Source organism: Chitinophaga rupis, from assembly GCF_900109685.1.
GTDB lineage: Bacteria > Bacteroidota > Bacteroidia > Chitinophagales > Chitinophagaceae > Chitinophaga > Chitinophaga rupis.
In genome coordinates, this window is record NZ_FOBB01000007.1 from 219,090 (window position 1) to 236,001 (window position 16,912).

The 16,912-nt window shown below is 48.6% G+C and carries 13 protein-coding genes; 4 read left to right on the plus strand and 9 right to left on the minus strand.

Going from position 1 to position 16,912, the window contains the following annotated elements; translation table 11 throughout:
- Nucleotides 1–37: 37 nt before the first annotated feature.
- Nucleotides 38–739 (plus strand): SDR family oxidoreductase, encoded by a 702-nt coding sequence (locus BMZ54_RS23890; RefSeq protein WP_238386674.1) that lies wholly within the window; start codon nucleotides 38–40, stop codon nucleotides 737–739.
- 68 nt (nucleotides 740–807) lie between these two features.
- Here the strand turns inward: BMZ54_RS23890 and uxuA are convergent, their stop codons facing one another.
- From uxuA to BMZ54_RS23905, 3 genes are all read right to left on the minus strand, one after another.
- A complete protein-coding gene (gene uxuA / locus BMZ54_RS23895; RefSeq protein ID WP_089918189.1) occupies nucleotides 808–1,977 on the minus strand; it encodes a mannonate dehydratase in 1,170 nt (389 codons plus the stop codon).
- Nucleotides 1,978–2,040: 63 nt separating this feature from the next.
- Complete coding sequence (locus BMZ54_RS23900) at nucleotides 2,041–3,351, minus strand: glycerate kinase type-2 family protein (RefSeq protein ID WP_089918192.1); 1,311 nt, start codon at nucleotides 3,349–3,351, stop codon at nucleotides 2,041–2,043.
- Nucleotides 3,348–3,785, minus strand: a complete 438-nt coding sequence (locus BMZ54_RS23905; protein WP_089918193.1) for a hypothetical protein — start codon at nucleotides 3,783–3,785, stop codon at nucleotides 3,348–3,350. Before BMZ54_RS23905 ends, BMZ54_RS23900 begins: the two co-directional genes overlap by 4 nt.
- Before the next feature lie 202 nt (nucleotides 3,786–3,987).
- Here BMZ54_RS23905 and BMZ54_RS23910 point away from each other — a divergent pair, with 202 nt between their 5' ends.
- Complete coding sequence (locus tag BMZ54_RS23910) at nucleotides 3,988–7,059, plus strand: amidohydrolase family protein (RefSeq protein WP_089918195.1); 3,072 nt, start codon at nucleotides 3,988–3,990, stop codon at nucleotides 7,057–7,059.
- A 96-nt stretch (nucleotides 7,060–7,155) separates the two neighbouring features.
- Entirely contained in the window at nucleotides 7,156–8,451 is a 1,296-nt protein-coding gene (locus BMZ54_RS23915) for an amidohydrolase family protein (RefSeq protein WP_089918198.1), read from the plus strand.
- A gap of 82 nt (nucleotides 8,452–8,533) precedes the next feature.
- On the opposite strand, the gene tyrS is transcribed toward BMZ54_RS23915, so the two are convergent.
- Complete coding sequence (tyrS, locus tag BMZ54_RS23920; protein ID WP_089918504.1) at nucleotides 8,534–9,817, minus strand: tyrosine--tRNA ligase; 1,284 nt, start codon at nucleotides 9,815–9,817, stop codon at nucleotides 8,534–8,536.
- Nucleotides 9,818–10,062: 245 nt separating this feature from the next.
- On the opposite strand from tyrS, the gene hscA reads away from it, so the two are divergent.
- Complete coding sequence (hscA, locus tag BMZ54_RS23925) at nucleotides 10,063–11,925, plus strand: Fe-S protein assembly chaperone HscA (RefSeq protein WP_089918506.1); 1,863 nt, start codon at nucleotides 10,063–10,065, stop codon at nucleotides 11,923–11,925.
- Nucleotides 11,926–11,990: 65 nt separating this feature from the next.
- On the opposite strand, the gene rfbD is transcribed toward hscA, so the two are convergent.
- The 5 genes from rfbD to BMZ54_RS23950 form a co-directional block, all read right to left on the minus strand.
- The gene (gene rfbD / locus BMZ54_RS23930) at nucleotides 11,991–12,857 is read right to left on the minus strand and encodes a dTDP-4-dehydrorhamnose reductase (protein ID WP_089918507.1); all 867 of its coding nucleotides are present in this window, start codon (nucleotides 12,855–12,857) and stop codon (nucleotides 11,991–11,993) included.
- A gap of 5 nt (nucleotides 12,858–12,862) precedes the next feature.
- Nucleotides 12,863–13,423, minus strand: coding sequence for a dTDP-4-dehydrorhamnose 3,5-epimerase (rfbC, locus tag BMZ54_RS23935; protein ID WP_089918200.1), 561 nt, complete (start codon nucleotides 13,421–13,423; stop codon nucleotides 12,863–12,865).
- Nucleotides 13,424–13,434: 11 nt separating this feature from the next.
- The gene (rfbB, locus tag BMZ54_RS23940; protein WP_089918203.1) at nucleotides 13,435–14,490 is read right to left on the minus strand and encodes a dTDP-glucose 4,6-dehydratase; all 1,056 of its coding nucleotides are present in this window, start codon (nucleotides 14,488–14,490) and stop codon (nucleotides 13,435–13,437) included.
- 135 nt (nucleotides 14,491–14,625) lie between these two features.
- Nucleotides 14,626–15,570, minus strand: a complete 945-nt coding sequence (locus BMZ54_RS23945) for a UDP-glucuronic acid decarboxylase family protein (protein ID WP_089918205.1) — start codon at nucleotides 15,568–15,570, stop codon at nucleotides 14,626–14,628.
- 22 nt (nucleotides 15,571–15,592) lie between these two features.
- Complete coding sequence (locus BMZ54_RS23950) at nucleotides 15,593–16,906, minus strand: UDP-glucose dehydrogenase family protein (RefSeq protein WP_089918207.1); 1,314 nt, start codon at nucleotides 16,904–16,906, stop codon at nucleotides 15,593–15,595.
- Between the last annotated feature and the right edge of the window lie 6 nt (nucleotides 16,907–16,912).

A 16,912-nucleotide genomic window follows, 5' to 3' on the forward strand; every position in this document is an offset into this window, starting at 1 on the left:
GAACATCCAACAAACAAAAAGTTTAAAGATGTCACAGATGAAAGTTGTTATTGCAGGAGGCACCTCCGGTATAGGGCTGGCTACTGCTGCCTTGTTAGCAAAAGAAAATGCAGCGGTTACTATTACAGGCCGTAACCCGCAAAAAATGGAAGAAGCCCTGGCCACGCTGCCCGCCAATGTAAAAGGCCAGTGTGTGGATGCCGTTAATACAGACCACATCAAAGCATTTATGGCAGCACATGGCGCTATAGATCACCTGGTAATAGCGTTAAGCGGCGCCAAAGGCGGTGGTTTGTTTAAAGAGCTGGACCTTGCGCAGCTGCAGGCAGGGTTTGCAGAAAAATTCTTCCCGCAATTGCAAACCTTGCAGGCAGCATTGCCCTACCTTTCTGCAAATGGCAGCGTAACCTTAATTACAGCGGTAAGCGGGCATGCTAAAGCACCCGGCACATCCGGCCTGGGCGCCATTAACGGCGGCCTGGAAATAATGGTGCCCATACTGGCAAAGGAATTACAACCTTTACGCATCAATGCCGTATCTCCGGGGGTGATTGATACGCCCTGGTGGAGCTTTTTACCGGAAGAAGCCCGTAGCGCCACTTTTCAGCAATACGCGCAGGCCGCACCGGCAGGCCGTGTTGGCAAACCGGAAGATATTGCCGCAGTGATCGCGCAGCTGATACACAATACATTTATGACCGGGCAGGTGGTTACGGTAGATGGTGGGTTGGGGTTGTAAAAGCAAAATGTGCAAATGATAAGCTTCCGGCCAGTCATTTGCACATTTGCATATCTGCACATTTGCAATTATTTCATTCCTCTCGCTATTCCCAGCTCTAAGCCGCGCAGCTCTGCCAGGCCACGTAAACGCCCGATGGCGCTGTAACCCGGGTTGGTTTTTTTATGCAGGTCGTCCAGCATCTGGTGCCCGTGATCCGGGCGCATGGGAATTGAGATATTACGTTTGTTCATTACCGTTAATATGCTCTTTACAACAGCATACATATCCACATCACCTTCCAGGTGGTTGGCTTCATGAAAGTTGCCCATAACATCGCGCAGGGTGCTGCGCAGGTGAATGAAATGAATATGCTCCCCTAAACGCTCTACCATACCGGGTAGATCATTGTCTGCACGCACGCCGTAAGAGCCGGTGCAAAAGCAAAGGCCATTGGCTGCATAAGGCGCTGCTGCCAGCAGCTCGCGGGCATCCTGTTCCGTGCTTACCACGCGGGGCAGGCCCAGTATAGGAAAAGGAGGATCGTCCGGGTGAATGGCCAGCTTTATCCCTACTTCTTCTGCTACCGGTGTTATTTGCTGCAGGAAGTAGAACAGGTGCAGCTTCAGCTGGGTAGCATCAATATTTTTATACTTATCCAATGCTTCCTGGAACTGCTGAATGGTAAAGCTTTCTTCTGATCCGGGCAGGCCGGCAATGATGTTGCGTTGCAGGGTGGTTTTCTCTGCATCCGTCATGCTGTCAAAGTGTTCTTTAGCCCGGGAAATGTCTGCTTCGTCATAATCATTTTCCGCACCGGGTCTTTGCAGTATAAACAGGTCAAAAGCAATAAAAGCTGCTTTCTCAAAACGCAGCGCTTTGGAACCGTCTGCCACGGTATAAGCCAGGTCGGTACGGGTCCAGTCAAGCACCGGCATAAAATTATACGTAACAATATAAATACCGCAGGAGGCCAGGTTACGCAGGCTTTGCTGGTAGTTACGGATGTATTCTTTAAAGCGGCCGCTCTGGGTTTTAATGTCCTCATGCACGGGCACACTTTCTACAACAGACCAGGTGAGGCCTGCTGCTTCAATTTCAGCTTTACGTTGTAAAATGTCTTCCCGGGTCCATACGGTCCCGTTAGGAATATGGTGTAACGCTGTTACAATGCCTGTTGCACCCGCTTGTTTAATGTCCTGCAGGCTAACAGGATCCTTTGGGCCGAACCATCGCCAGGTCTGTTCCATTCTCGGCATAACTCATATAGGTTTTTGTATCAAGGCTCAAAAATAGAAGAATTAATAATTAAAAATTAATAATTAAGCATGAATAAGGGCCATCATTATATCCATTACATTGGTTTGGGTAGGACCGGTTTTTATTAAGCCGTTAACAGGAGCAAAAAAATGGTAGGCATCATTATTTTCAAGGTAGCTTTCCGCCTGTAAACCTATGCTGGCAGCCTTTTCCATAATGGCGGCATTTACCACGGCGCCGGCAGCATCTGTAGGGCCATCGGTACCATCGGTACCTGCGCTGAGCAGGGTAATATGCGGGTATGCCTGTAAGGTAACACCGGCGGCCAGCGCAAATTGCTGGTTACGGCCACCTAAGCCCTGCCCGGTTACTACCACAGTGCTTTCTCCGCCCATTAACAAACAGGCCGGGCGTGGGCCTGTCCAGCGAATAGCCTGCTGCGCCAGGGCCTGTGCAAGTGTGTGTGCGTTACCGGTAACCTCGCTGCTTAACAGCGTGGTATGATAGCCCTGGGCCGTGGCATATTGTGCAGCTGCTTCCAGTGCAATGCGGTTACTGCCAATTAAGTAGTTACGCGTAGTTTTAAAACCGGTATCGCCGGGTTTGGGCGTGTCCGGAATGATATTATTAGATCCCTGCTGCAAATGGCTTTGCAGAGAGGCGGGTATTTTTTGCAGCAGCTCATACTTTTCCAATATGGCCCTCGTATCTGCAAAGGTAGAACGGTCGGGCACCGTAGGGCCTGAGCCTATTACATCCAGGTCGTCGCCTACCACATCGCTCAGAATAAGCGTGCATAACGTAGCCGGATATACTTTTAATGCCAGCTGACCGCCTTTAATAGCAGACATATGTTTGCGCACTGTATTCATTTCATGAATGGTGGCGCCGCTTTTCAGCAAAAGATCAAATAAAGCTTGTACATCCTGCAGGCTGGAGCCGGGCGGATAATCTATTAATAATGCCGATGCGCCGCCGGATAGCAGGAACAGCACCAGGTCCTGCCGGGCAACTTTCGTCAGCAGTTCCATCATTTGCAGGGTAGCCTGTACGCCGTTTTCATCCGGTACGGGGTGCCCGGCTTCTATTACCTTAATATGCTGTAAGGGTAAAGCATGTTCGTATTTGGTGATCACCAGCCCCTGTAGCTCATAGGGTAGGTCCAGGGCTTCCAGCGCCTGTGCCATGGCAGCAGCGGCTTTGCCTGCGCCGGTAACAAATATGCGGCTGTTCTTTTGTAACGGGAAAAATTTGCCGGATATCCATAGTCCGTTATCCTCTGCATGCACCTGCCGGGGAATAAGGTGCTCCGGTTGTACAGCCGCTACGGCCTGTTTGAAAATGGATATGGCTATGGATGCTGCATCACTCATTTCTCCTGCCTGGCCAGTTTCCGTTCCTGCTTCTTATCCATCTTGGCCTCCAGGTGTTCCCGCTTCTTCATTTCCCAGTCGTTCCACTTTTTATATTGGGTGGGATTTAATACGGTCTTAAAACGCTGGCTGCGTTCTTCATTCAGTGCTTTCAGCTGCTGCATGCGGTCTTTATCAGCCAGGCTTTTATTTGCTTTGATGGCATCACGGCGGCGGATGATATCTTCGTTAATAACATAGATCTGTTTATCCTGGGCATGGGTAAGGCCTAGCTCGCGATACAGCTTATCACTCATCTTATCGGCCCTCTTTTCTGCGGTCCACCGGCCTTTTTTAATGGTATGGCTGCTGTCCTTAACCGGCGCCTGGCTATGTGCTGTAAAGGCAAACATCAGGCATAACAGGAAGGTGGTCAACATCATATGTTTATTCATAGTAAAAGGATTGTGTCTTACAATCGAATTTGGCTTGGACTAAGGTACTGAAACTACCACTCATAAAAAATCCTATAAAATAAATATACCTGTATTAAATTTAAGGTTTCACAGGCAATTTGCGCGTATTCAGCAAAACAGGGACCCTGCCACTGCCTGAAAACCAAACCATCATCTAAACCGCAAAAACAAAATCGATCGTATGGAGCAACCCTTAGCTTATGTACCGGGTACCGGCCGAATAAGCCATTTGGTGCCGCCCGGGCCAACACGCCGTAAGCGAACAAAAGTCTTTTACCTGTTATTGGGCGCCCTGCTGACCGGCAGCTATGCCAAGGCGCAGGAAACCTTTCCCATAAATGGAGTGGCCGATCCCCGCGAGGGCTGCTACGCATTTACTCATGCTACTATTGTAAAAGAAGCAGGCAACACCCTGCAGGATGCTACCCTGGTGATCCGCGATGGCCGCATTATCAGCGCCGGCCCTGGCGGGGCCATTCCAAAAGACGCCGTGGTGGTGGATTGTAAAGGGAAATACATTTATCCTTCTTTTGTAGATATATACAGCGATTACGGCACCCAGCCCGTGAAAAAAAGTTCCCAGGGGTTCCGCTCTCTGCCCCAGTTCCTGTCAAACACCAAAGGCGCCTTTGGCTGGAATGAAGCAATTAAAAGTGAAATAAATGCCGCCGCCATTTTTAAAACAGATGAGCCTAAAGCTAAAACCCTGCGGCAGGCTGGTTTTGGCGCAGTGCTAACCCACCAGCAGGATGGTATTGCCCGTGGTACCGGCGCACTGGTAACTTTAGCGGCAGACCGTGAAAATAAAGTAATGGTGCGCGAAAAAGCATCCGCCCAATATTCTTTTGACAAAGGCAGCTCCACACAAAACTATCCCGGCTCATTAATGGGCAGCATTGCACTATTGCGGCAAACCTACCTGGATGCACTTTGGTATAAAAACCATCCTTCCAAAGAAGGTATTAACCTGAGCCTGCAATCCTGGAACGATGAGCAAGCACTGCCCCAGGTATTTGAGGTAAGTGATAAATGGGATGTGCTGCGGGCAAAAAAGATAGGGGATGAATTTGGTGTGCAGTACATCATTAAGGCAGCGGGTAATGAATACCAGCGGGTGGCTGAAATGGCCGCTACCAAAGCGGCGTTTATACTGCCGCTGAACTTCCCGGCTGCAATGGATGTGGAAGATATTAACGACGCACGTTTTGTAGCCCTAAGTGATCTGAAACACTGGGAGCTGGCGCCTACTGAGCCGGGAGCATTTGAAAAAGCCGGTATCCCCTTCTGCTTAACAGCAGCAGGCTTAAAGGATAACAAACAATTCCTCAGCAATGTGCGTAAAGCCATTGAGTACGGGTTAAGCGAGCAAAAAGCGCTGGATGCGCTTACCAAAGTACCGGCTGCCCTTATAAAAGCCAGCGACCAGGTAGGCACGCTGGATGCCGGTAAGCTGGCCAACTTCCTGATCACTTCCGGCCCTTTGTTTAAAGAAAATACAGTGCTGTACCAGAACTGGGTACAGGGCAAACGGTATATTATTAATGAAGATGGCTGGACGGATATCCGGGGCACGTATACGCTTACACTAAGCCCGGGCGCCACCTATAATATTCTGGTAAAAGGTACGCCGGTAGCGCCATCCCTGGTATTGTTACAGCAGGCAGATACTATTAGCGGCACTATTGTGCTGGAAGATAAGCTGGTAAGACTGGCATTTCCCTTAACTAAAAAAGGTACCCGTACCCTGCGCCTGAGTGGTGTAATATCAGGTGATGCCTGGAGTGGTAACGGGCAGGATACCAGTGGAAGCACGGTGAAATGGAGCGCTGCTTTTTCCAAAGCATTTGTGCCACCCGCAGATTCTGCTAAAAAGAAAACAGACCTGGACCTTACCAAAATATATTATCCGTTTAACGGGTATGGCTGGGAAACCACTAAGCCCCAACAACAGGATATTCTCATTAAAAACGCAACGGTATGGACCAACGAACAACAGGGCAAGCTGGAAAATACTGATGTACTGATCCGCGCCGGGAAAATAGCCCAGGTGGGCAAAAACCTGCCGGCAGGGAATGCCCTGGTAATAGATGGTACCGGCAAACACCTGACACCGGGTATTATAGATGAGCATTCCCACATTGCCATTACCAAAGGGGTGAATGAAGGTACCCAGTCCGTAACATCAGAAGTACGTATAGCCGATGTGCTGAACCCGGATGATATTAATATTTACCGGCAGCTGAGCGGCGGTGTTACCTCCAGCCACCTGCTGCATGGTTCCGCCAACACCATTGGTGGACAAACACAGCTGATAAAGCTGCGCTGGGGCGCTAATGCAGAAGAGCTGAAGTTTGCCGGCTGGGATCCTTTCATCAAGTTTGCACTGGGCGAGAACGTAAAACAGTCTAATTGGGGCGAGAGCCAGCGTACCCGCTTCCCGCAAACACGTATGGGTGTAGACCAGGTACTGGACGATGCGTTTACCCGTGCCCGTGATTATGAAAAGCAAGGCCCCGGCAAACGCCGCGACCTGGAGCTGGATGCGCTGGTGGAAATACTGAATCACAAACGTTTTATTACCTGCCACTCCTATGTGCAAAGCGAGATCAATATGCTGATCCATGAGGCAGATAAATTCGGATTTACTGTAAATACGTTCACGCATATACTGGAAGGGTATAAGGTGGCCGATAAAATGAAAAAACATGGCGCCGGCGCCTCTACCTTTGCCGACTGGTGGGCGTATAAAATGGAAGTACAGGATGCTATTCCCTATAACGCCACCATTATGCAACGTGTAGGGCTTACCGTAGCCATTAACTCTGATGATGCGGAAATGGCCCGCCGCCTGAACCAGGAAGCTGCAAAAAGCATCAAATATGGCGGCATGACCGAAGAAGATGCGCTGAAAATGGTAACCCTGAACCCGGCCAAGCTGCTGCATATATCTGATAAGGTAGGCAGCATTAAACCCGGGAAGGATGGTGATGTAGTGTTATGGTCTGATGACCCGCTGAGCATTTATGCCAAAGCAGAAAAAACGATTGTAGACGGTGTAGTGTACTTTGACCGGCAGCACGATGCAGAGCTGCACCAGCGCATAGCCACAGAACGTAACCGCCTGATCCAGAAAATGCTGGCAGAAAAGAAAAAAGGCAGCCCGGTTGATAAAATTAAACCTACCCGCGATGAGCTATGGAATTGCGAGGATATGGAAGCTGGCCACCAGCACGGCATAACAGATAATTTCTAATTTTAGATTTACGATGTACGATTTTAGATTTTCGGGAGAATTTTCGCTGCATTCAAATCTAAAATCGTAAATCTAAGATCCCAAATCACAAAGCTTATGATCAAACATCTCTCTTTATACATCACATGTGTGGTTTTCACCGGCCGGGTGCTGGCGCAGGAAACCATATACCCGGCTGCTGCACAGCAAAAAACAATCGTGCTTACCCATGCCACTATTCATGTAGGCAATGGGCAGGTAATAGAAAATGGCAGCATTGCATTTGTCAATGGAAAAATAACGGCTGTAGGCGCTGAGGTGCCCAGCAGTGCCGATGCGCAGGTAATAGACGTACAGGGGCAGCACATTTACCCCGGCATTATTGCACCCGCTTCTGATGTGGGTCTTACGGAAGTGGAAAGCGTGCGGGCCACCAATGATTACGAGGAAGTAGGAGAGCTGAACCCTTCTGTACGCGCATTGATAGCTTATAACACAGATTCAAAAGTGATCAATACCCTGCGGGTGAATGGGATACTGCTGGCGCAGGTAACGCCGGCAGGCGACCTGTTATCCGGCTCCTCCTCCGTAGTGCAGCTGGATGCCTGGAACTGGGAAGATGCTGCTTACAAAGCAGATGACGGACAACACTTTTTTATGCCGCAGCTGCTGCCACCCTCTAACCCTTTCCGCGGGCCACAGCCGCCCGCCAACGACCGGGAAAAAGAAGCCTATGAAAAAATAGAAAGTGTACGCGCTTTTTTCCGCGAAGCCAAAGCCTATATACAGGAAGGTAAGCACACTGAAACCAACCTGAAATTTGAAGCCCTACGCAAGCTGTTCAGCAAAGAGCAAAAGCTGTACATACACTGTAACATAGTAAAGGAAATGCTGCTGGCTGTAGATTTTGCCAAAGAGTTTGGCTTTGAGGTGGTAATTGTAGGTGGTTCCGATGCTTATATGATCCCCGACATCCTGAAGCAGAACAACATAGCAGTAATACTGGCGCAGCCGCATAGCCTGCCCACCATGCAGGACGATGATGTGGACCAGCCGTATAAAACAGCTGCCCAGCTGCAAAAAGCAGGAGTATTATTCTGCATCAGCAATGAAGGTTTCTGGCAACAGCGTAACCTGATGTTTGAAGCCGGCACTGCCAGCGCTTATGGTATGAGCAAGGAAGAAGCTTTAAGCGCCATTACGCTGAACACTGCTAAAATATTGGGTATTGATAAAACCACCGGTTCCCTGGAACCCGGTAAGGACGCTAATATTGCCGTAAGTACCGGCGATATACTGGATATGCGCTCCAATAATATTACCCATGCTTTTATCCAGGGTAGGGAAGTGAGCCTGGATAACAAGCATAAGCAGCTGTATGAAAGATATAAGTATAAATATGGGCTGAAGTAAGTAAAAAAGTAAAAGTCAAAAATTAAAAAAGACGCGGATGATCTTCGCGTCTTTTTTAATTTTTGCTTCTTTACTTTTTATTTTAAACCGCTTTTACGAGGTGATATATCTTTTTTCCTCTTTGTACAAGAATATAACGGTCACGTAGCAACAAGGATTTGTCCACGACAAAATCCAGCGCGGTCACCTTGCTTTTATTAATGCTGATACCGCCATTCTGCAGCATTTTGCGTGCTTCTCCCTTGCTGGCCAATATTTTAGTATCAGCAATAAAACTAATAATATCTTTCCCGGTTTCCAGCTCTGCCAGCGATACTTCTACCTGCGGAACGCCGCTCATTATTTCCAGCAGCTGCGCTTCTGTAAGGGATAGCAGCATTTCAGCCGTATCATTCTGGAACAACATTTCAGAGGCCTTTACTGCAAATTCATATTCTTTTTCACCATGAATAAAAGTGGTTACTTCCTGCGCCAGCCTTCTTTGGAGAATGCGACGATTTGTATCCTGGCGGTGTTCTGCTATTAATGCTTCTACCACAGGCTGCTCCAGGAAAGTGAACGTGCGGATATAGCTTTCCGCATCTTCATCAGAGGTATTGATCCAGAACTGGTAGAACAAATAAGGTGAGGTCTTTGCCGGATCTAACCACACATTGCCCTGCTCTGTTTTGCCAAACTTGGTGCCATCCGCCTTCTTGATCAGCGGGCAGGTAAAGGCAAATGCTTCCCCGCCGGCTTTACGGCGCACCAGTTCCGTACCGGTTACAATATTACCCCACTGGTCAGAGCCGCCCATTTGCAGCTTGCAGTTCTTGGCAGTATATAAATGGTAAAAATCATATCCCTGTATGAGCTGGTAGCTGAATTCCGTGAAAGACATACCGCTGTCGCCTTCCAGCCTTTTCTTCACAGAATCCTTGGCCATCATATAGTTAACGGAAATGTGCTTGCCCACATCACGTATAAAGTCGAGGAAAGAAATGTTCTTAAACCAATCGTAGTTATTCACCATTTCCGCAGCATTGGGCAGGGCGGTGTCAAAGTTCAGGAATCTTTCCAGCTGCGCCTTAATACAGCTTTGGTTATGCCGCAGGGTTTCCAGGTCCAGCATTTTGCGTTCCTCCGCTTTAAAGGAAGGATCGCCCACCATGCCGGTAGCGCCACCTACCAGCGCCAGGGGCTTATGCCCGGCCTTTTGCAAGTGCACTAGCAGCAGTATGGGTACCAGGCTGCCAATGTGCAGGGAATCTGCCGTAGGGTCAAAACCCACGTAGGCCGTGGTCATTTCTTTTTGTAATTGCTCTTCCGTGCCAGGCATTATATCCTGTAACATGCCTCTCCAGCGCAATTCATCTATCAGGTTCATCGGTAAAGTTGAAAATTTGTGCAAACCTAATAAATAGTTGGCAGTTTGCAGTCCACAGTTTGCAGTCCGGGCCGGTTCGGCCATGGGAGCTGAATAGATGTAGCAGGAAAATGAAGGAAAGATCATGGAGAGGAGGCAGGCTGTATACAGCAATGCACCTTTATTCTGATGATTTATACCGGGCGGTTGGCCTGTTGTTTGCTGCTCAGGCTAATAGAACTATTCACCCGCTTAAACCCAAAACCATGGCAAACACAAGTAAGCAGCCGGCATTTGTACATATCCAACAGCAGTCCGAAGTAATTGCAGGCATTGACCTGGGCACTACCAATAGCCTGGTGGCCATTATACATCCATCATTCGGACAGCCGGTAGCCCTGCGGGAATATAATAACAGCGCCCTGGTGCCCTCTGTACTATATTTTACAGAAGAGGAAAGCGTGGTGGTGGGCAATAAGGCAAAAGCGGCGCTGATCACGCATCCCCGCCAAACAGTGTACAGCGCCAAGCGCCTGATGGGCCGGTCTTATAACGATGTAAAGGAGCAGGAAGCATTTTTTTCCTATCGCCTGGTGAATGATGAAACCGATCGTTTGTTAAAAGTACAGGTGGCCGATAAAGATTATACCCCGGTAGAATTATCCGCCTACCTGCTGAGCGCCTTAAAGCGGCGGGCAGAATATATTTTACAAACATCCATCAATAAAGCTGTGATCACCGTACCGGCCAGCTTTAATGACGCACAGCGCCAGGCTACCCGCGATGCCGGTAAGCTGGCCGGGCTGGATGTATTGCGTATTATTAATGAACCCACGGCTGCCGCGCTGGCCTATGGCATGGGATTACAGCGTAATGAAGAAAAGACCGTAGCGGTATACGACCTGGGTGGTGGTATTTTTGACCTGTCCATTCTGAAAATAGCCAATGGCGTATTTAAAGTACTGGCCACCAGCGGAGATACCACCCTGGGTGGCGATGATATGGACCAGGCCATTGTGGAGCACTGGGCCTGGTTGCATGAAATAGAACCGGAAGCATTAGGCAGCAATAAAGGACTGGGACAGGCTTTACGGCTAAAAGCCGCAGAAGCCAAACAGCACCTGTCGGGCGCTGATTACTTTCATACCCGGATGGATAATTACGAGCTGCAGCTAACCCAGGCGCAGCTGGAAGAGCTGGTACAACCGCTCATAGCCAAAACAATTGACTGCTGCCGCAAAGCGCTTGCAGATGCGCGGCTAACCGTGAAAGATATAAATGCCGTGCTGATGGTGGGCGGCGCCACCCGTATGCCCCTGGTGAAAGAAGCGGTGAGCGGATTTTTTGAGCAGCCGGTAAATGATTCACTGCACCCCGATGAAGTGGTGGCGCTAGGTGCCGCCATACAGGCGGATATGCTGGCCGGTAACCGGCACGCTATGCAGCTGCAGGATGTAACCCCGCTATCTCTGGGCGTTGAAACCATGGGTGGCTTAATGGATGTGCTGATACCACGTAATACAAAAATACCGGCCAGCGCTTTCCGTAATTATACCACGCAGCAGGATGGACAAACCAGTATGAAAGTAGCCATTTACCAGGGAGAGCGCGACCTAGTAAAAGATAACCGCAAGCTGGCGGAATTTGAACTCACCGGCATCCCGGAAATGAACGCCGGCTTAGCGCAGATCCAGCTTTCTTTTTCCCTGAATGAGGATGGTATACTGCTGGTAAAAGCCAGGGAGCTGCGCAGCGGCGTGGAACAAAGCATTCAGGTGCAGCCGCAGTACGGGTTAACCGGGCAGGAGGTAGACACCATGTTACAATCATCCATCCGTCATGCGCAGGAAGATCTGCAGACACGTAACATGCTGGAAATACAAACCACCGCACAGCAGCTGCTGGATGTAACCGCTGCTTTCCTGGATAAGAATATGGAGCTGCTCTCCGGTGAAGAGATTCAAAACACCCGGCAGGCTATGAACGACCTGCAGGATGTAATAGCCACTAATGATAAAGCAGTAATAGAAGAAAAGATAGCTGTGCTGAATGAGCTGTCAAAACCTTATGCGGAGCGGCTTACAGATAAAGCTGCGCGAGCTGATATGAAACAGCATATAGAAGAATAATACCAAAAGCAATCGCCGTTCCTGCTAAGAGAACGGCGATGTTGCTTATAATAAGGATGTGTTACTTACAGGTGTTGTAAGCACACCTTTAAACTATCTTTCCAGTAAGGCACCTGGATGCCAAATGTTGTTTTGATCTTTTGTTTGTTTAACACGCTGTAGGCCGGGCGTTGCGCCGGGGTAGGGTACAGGTCCGTAGTAATGGGTGATATCTCGCAGGCTGCGCCGGTAAGCTCTTTCACTGTAACGGCAAAATCATACCAGCTGGTAACGCCTTCATTGCTGTAGTGGTATATGCCGCTCACGTTAGTGTCCGGGTTTTCTTTCCGGTATTGTAAGATCTGCAGTACGGCTTTTGCAAGGTCTACCGCATAGGTAGGCGTGCCTGCCTGGTCAAATACCACGTTCAGGCTGGGGCGTTCCTGCATCAGCTCCTTCATGCGTTTTACAAAGTTTACGCCGAACTGGGAGTATAACCAGGCCGTACGTATTACAATGGTATTGGGGTTGGCGCCTATGGCAGCAGCTTCCCCACGTAGTTTGGATGCGCCGTAAATGCTTTGCGGGTTGGGCTCATCCTCTTCAGTATAGGGGCGGTAATGTTTGCCGTCAAATACATAATCCGTAGAAATATGCACCAGCTGAGCGTTGTGCTGCAGGCAGGCTTCCGCCAGGTTCAGCACCGCTTCAAAATTCAGCTGAAAAGCCCTTTCTTCATCTGTTTCTGCTTTGTCAACGGCCGTATAGGCGGCACAGTTAATACAGGCATGGATCTCCTGCTGGGAGAAAAGGCCGGCTATGGCTTCAGGGTTGGTAATATCCAGCTCCTGGTAGTCAGTATAAATAAAATTAAGATCCGGGAAGCTGCCGGCTATCAGTTGAATAGCCTGCCCCAGTTGACCATGTGCGCCGGTTACCAGAATGTTTTGCATAAACACTAAGAATTATAAACAAAGTTATGTGTACAGTTTTCCAGCGTAGGTAATACCTGGTCTTTATCAGAAACAACGGCATCTTTCAGATCAAAACCCCAGTCAATGTTCAGGGCAGGATCATTGTAAATAAGACCGCCTTCGCTGGCTTTATGGTAAAAGTTATCGCACTTATACATTACCTCTGCTGTTTCACTCAGCACAGAGTAGCCATGTGCAAAACCTTTGGGCACCAGCAGCTGCTTTTTATTTTCTGCGCTTAGCTCTATGGTAAATACTTTGCCATAGGTAGGCGATCCCTTGCGGATATCCACTACCACATCCAGTATGCGCCCTTCCAAAGCCCTTATCAGCTTGGTTTGCGCATAAGGCTCCAGCTGAAAATGGAGGCCGCGTAGTACCCCGTAGGTAGAGCGGGCCTGGTTGTCCTGTACAAAGGGAAAGCGCAGCCCTTCCTGCTCAAAAGTGCCGGCGTTATAGCTCTCAAAAAAATATCCCCTGCTGTCGGCAAATACTCTGGGCTCATATACCAGTAGGTCCGGTATTCCTGTTTCCGTAAATGGCATCTTATGGTTGGTTATCTTTTTTGATATTGATCCTCGTAATATTCCTTGTAAGCCCCGCTGGTCACATGTTCCAGCCAGGTTTCATTGTTCAGGTACCAGTCCACCGTTTTTTCCAGCCCTTCTTCAAATTGCAGGGAAGGCTCCCAGCCCAGCTCTTTATTTAGCTTGGTGGCGTCAATGGCGTAACGCATATCATGGCCGGCACGGTCCTTTACAAACGTGATCAGCTGGGCGGAAGTGCCGGGAGCACGGCCCAGCTTTTTATCCATCACCATGCAAAGCAGGTTAATGAGGTCAATGTTCTTCCACTCATTAAACCCGCCTATGTTATAGGTTTCACCATTGCGCCCCTTATGGAAAATAGTGTCTATAGCACGGGCATGATCATCTACCCACAGCCAGTCACGCACATTTTCCCCTTTACCGTATACAGGCACGGGCTTGCTGTTCTTGATATTATGAATAGCCAGTGGGATCAGCTTTTCCGGAAAATGGTGGGAGCCATAGTTATTGGAACAGTTGCTGATAATAACCGGTAAATGATAGGTATGATGATAGGCCATCACAAAATGGTCAGAGCTGGCTTTGGAAGCAGAGTACGGCGAGCGGGGATCGTAAGCTGTTTCTTCTGTGAAAAAGCCTTCTGCACCCAGGGTGCCATATACTTCATCGGTAGATACGTGGTAGAACAGCTTGCCCTCCATATTATCCTGCCAGTATTTGCGGCTGGCATTCAGGAGTACCGCAGTACCCAGCACATTGGTTTTAATAAAGGCCAGCGGGTCCATAATAGAACGGTCCACATGACTTTCAGCGGCCAGGTGTATAACCCCGTCAAACTGGTGGGTAACAAACAGCTTGTCTATAAAAGCTTCATTTGTAATGTCGCCCTTTTCAAAGACGTAGTTAGGTTTATCCTTTACATCCTCAAGGTTTTCGAGGTTGCCCGCGTAGGTCAGTGCATCCAGATTCACGATCTTGTATTCCGGGTATTTTTCAACAAATAACCGCACTACATGTGATCCAATGAAACCGGCACCACCGGTGATCAATAAAGTACGTTGCATATGGCAAATTTTGAATGAATTACGAATGAATGCTGAAAGCTTAACGCCGAATGCTTAACGCTAAAAGCGCAATGCATAGAACACAGCACAATCAGCATTCCGCATTAAGCGTTCCGCCTTCAGCATAATTCCTAATTATTTATTTAGCGCTTCTTTAAAATACTGATATGTGATCTTCAACCCTTCCTGGCGGTCTACTTTCGGCGACCAGCCCAATAGCTGCTGTGCCTTGGTAATATCCGGCTTGCGCTGTTTAGGATCATCTTTCGGTAACGGCATGTATACAATTTTTTGTTTGGTGCCGGTAAGCGCAATGATCTCTTCTGCAAACTGTTTCAGGGTAATTTCCACCGGGTTGCCAATATTTACCGGCAGGTGGTAATCACTGAGCAGTAAGCGGTAAATGCCATCCACCAGGTCATCCACATAACAGAAAGAGCGGGTTTGTGAACCATCGCCAAACAGGGTCAGGTCCTGGCCGGTAAGTGCCTGGCTCATAAAAGCCGGTAATGCACGGCCGTCATCCAGCCGCATACGCGGGCCATAGGTATTGAAAATACGGATGATGCGCGTTTCAACACCATGAAAATTATGGTAAGCCATGGTAATAGATTCCATAAAACGTTTGGCTTCATCATACACACCGCGCGGTCCTACAGGGTTTACATTACCCCAGTATTCTTCCGTTTGCGGATGCACGGCCGGATCGCCATATACTTCAGAGGTGGAAGCCACCAATATGCGTGCCTTTTTTTCCTTGGCCAAACCCAGTAAATTATGGGTGCCAAGGGAACCTACCTTCAGCGTTTGAATGGGCTTTTTCAGGTAATCAATAGGGCTGGCGGGTGAAGCAAAGTGCAAAATGTAATCCAGGTTGCCGGGTACGTGCACAAACTTGGTTACATCATGATGGTAATACTCAAAATCCTCCAGGGGAAACAGGTGCTCAATATTTTTGATATTGCCTGTAAGCAGGTTATCCATGCCTATTACATGGTAGCCTTCTTTAATAAACCGGTCGCACAGGTGCGATCCCAGGAAACCAGCGGCGCCGGTTATTAAAACTCTTTTCTTGCTCATATTCTATATTAGATTTTACGGCTTACGGTTTTGATACCGCACGGCCTACGCTTTCATAATAAAAACCTAATTCCTGCATCCGCTGTACATCAAACAGGTTGCGCCCGTCAAAGATCACTTTATTCTTCAAAATGGCGTTGATCTGGTCAAAGTCCGGTGTGCGGAACACGCTCCATTCTGTAGCTATGATCAGCGCATCGGCGCCTTCCAGGCAATCGTACTGGTGCTTTGCATATTGTATCTTATCGCCCACCACCTGTTTTACATTAGGCATGGCTTCCGGGTCAAATACACATACCGTTGCCCCTTCGTTTACCAGCGCCTCAATAATATATAAGGCCGGCGCTTCACGGATATCATCTGTATTAGGCTTAAAGGCCAGGCCCCACAAGGCAAAACGTTTGCCTTTTAAACCGTCTTTGAAATAAGCTTTTATTTTTGGGATGAGGAATACTTTTTGCTTTTCATTCACATCCATCACCGCGTTCAGGATCTTAAAATCATACTTCACTTCTTCAGATGATCTTACCAGCGCCTGCACATCTTTGGGAAAACAGCTGCCGCCATAACCAATACCCGGAAACAGGAAACGCTTGCCGATACGGTCATCGCTGCCAATGCCCCTGCGTACCATATCCACATCGGCGCCCAGCTTTTCACATAGCACCGCTACCTCGTTCATAAAAGATATTTTGGTGGCCAGGAAAGAGTTAGCGGCGTATTTGGTCAGCTCCGCAGATCTTTCGTCCATATACAGGATAGGGTTACCCTGGCGTACAAAAGGCGCATACAGGTCGCCCATTACCTTGCGGGCCCTTTCGGAATTAGTACCTATCACCACACGGTCCGGCTTCATGAAATCATCCACTGCTACGCCTTCCCGTAAAAATTCGGGGTTAGATACTACATCAAATTCAACCTTGCTGTTCTTTAATATAGCTGCATGCACTTTTTCGGCAGTACCTACAGGCACGGTGCTTTTATCTACGATCACTTTATAGTCGGTCATCAGGTTACCCAGCTGTTCTGCCACTTTCAGTACAAAGGAAAGATCAGCCGCACCATCGGCGCCGGGCGGGGTAGGCAGCGCCAGGAAAATAACCTGCGCATCCTTAATGCCCTCTGCCAGGCCAGTAGTAAAGTGCAGGCGGCCTTCTTTCAGGTTACGCTCGAACAGCTTTTCCAGTCCGGGTTCATAAATGGTGATCTGTCCGGATGATAGCTTTTTTACTTTGTTCTCATCAATATCTACACACGTAACGTTATTCCCTGTTTCGGCAAAACAGGTACCGGTAACTAATCCTACGTAACCGGTGCCAACTACAGTAATTCTCATTGGGGC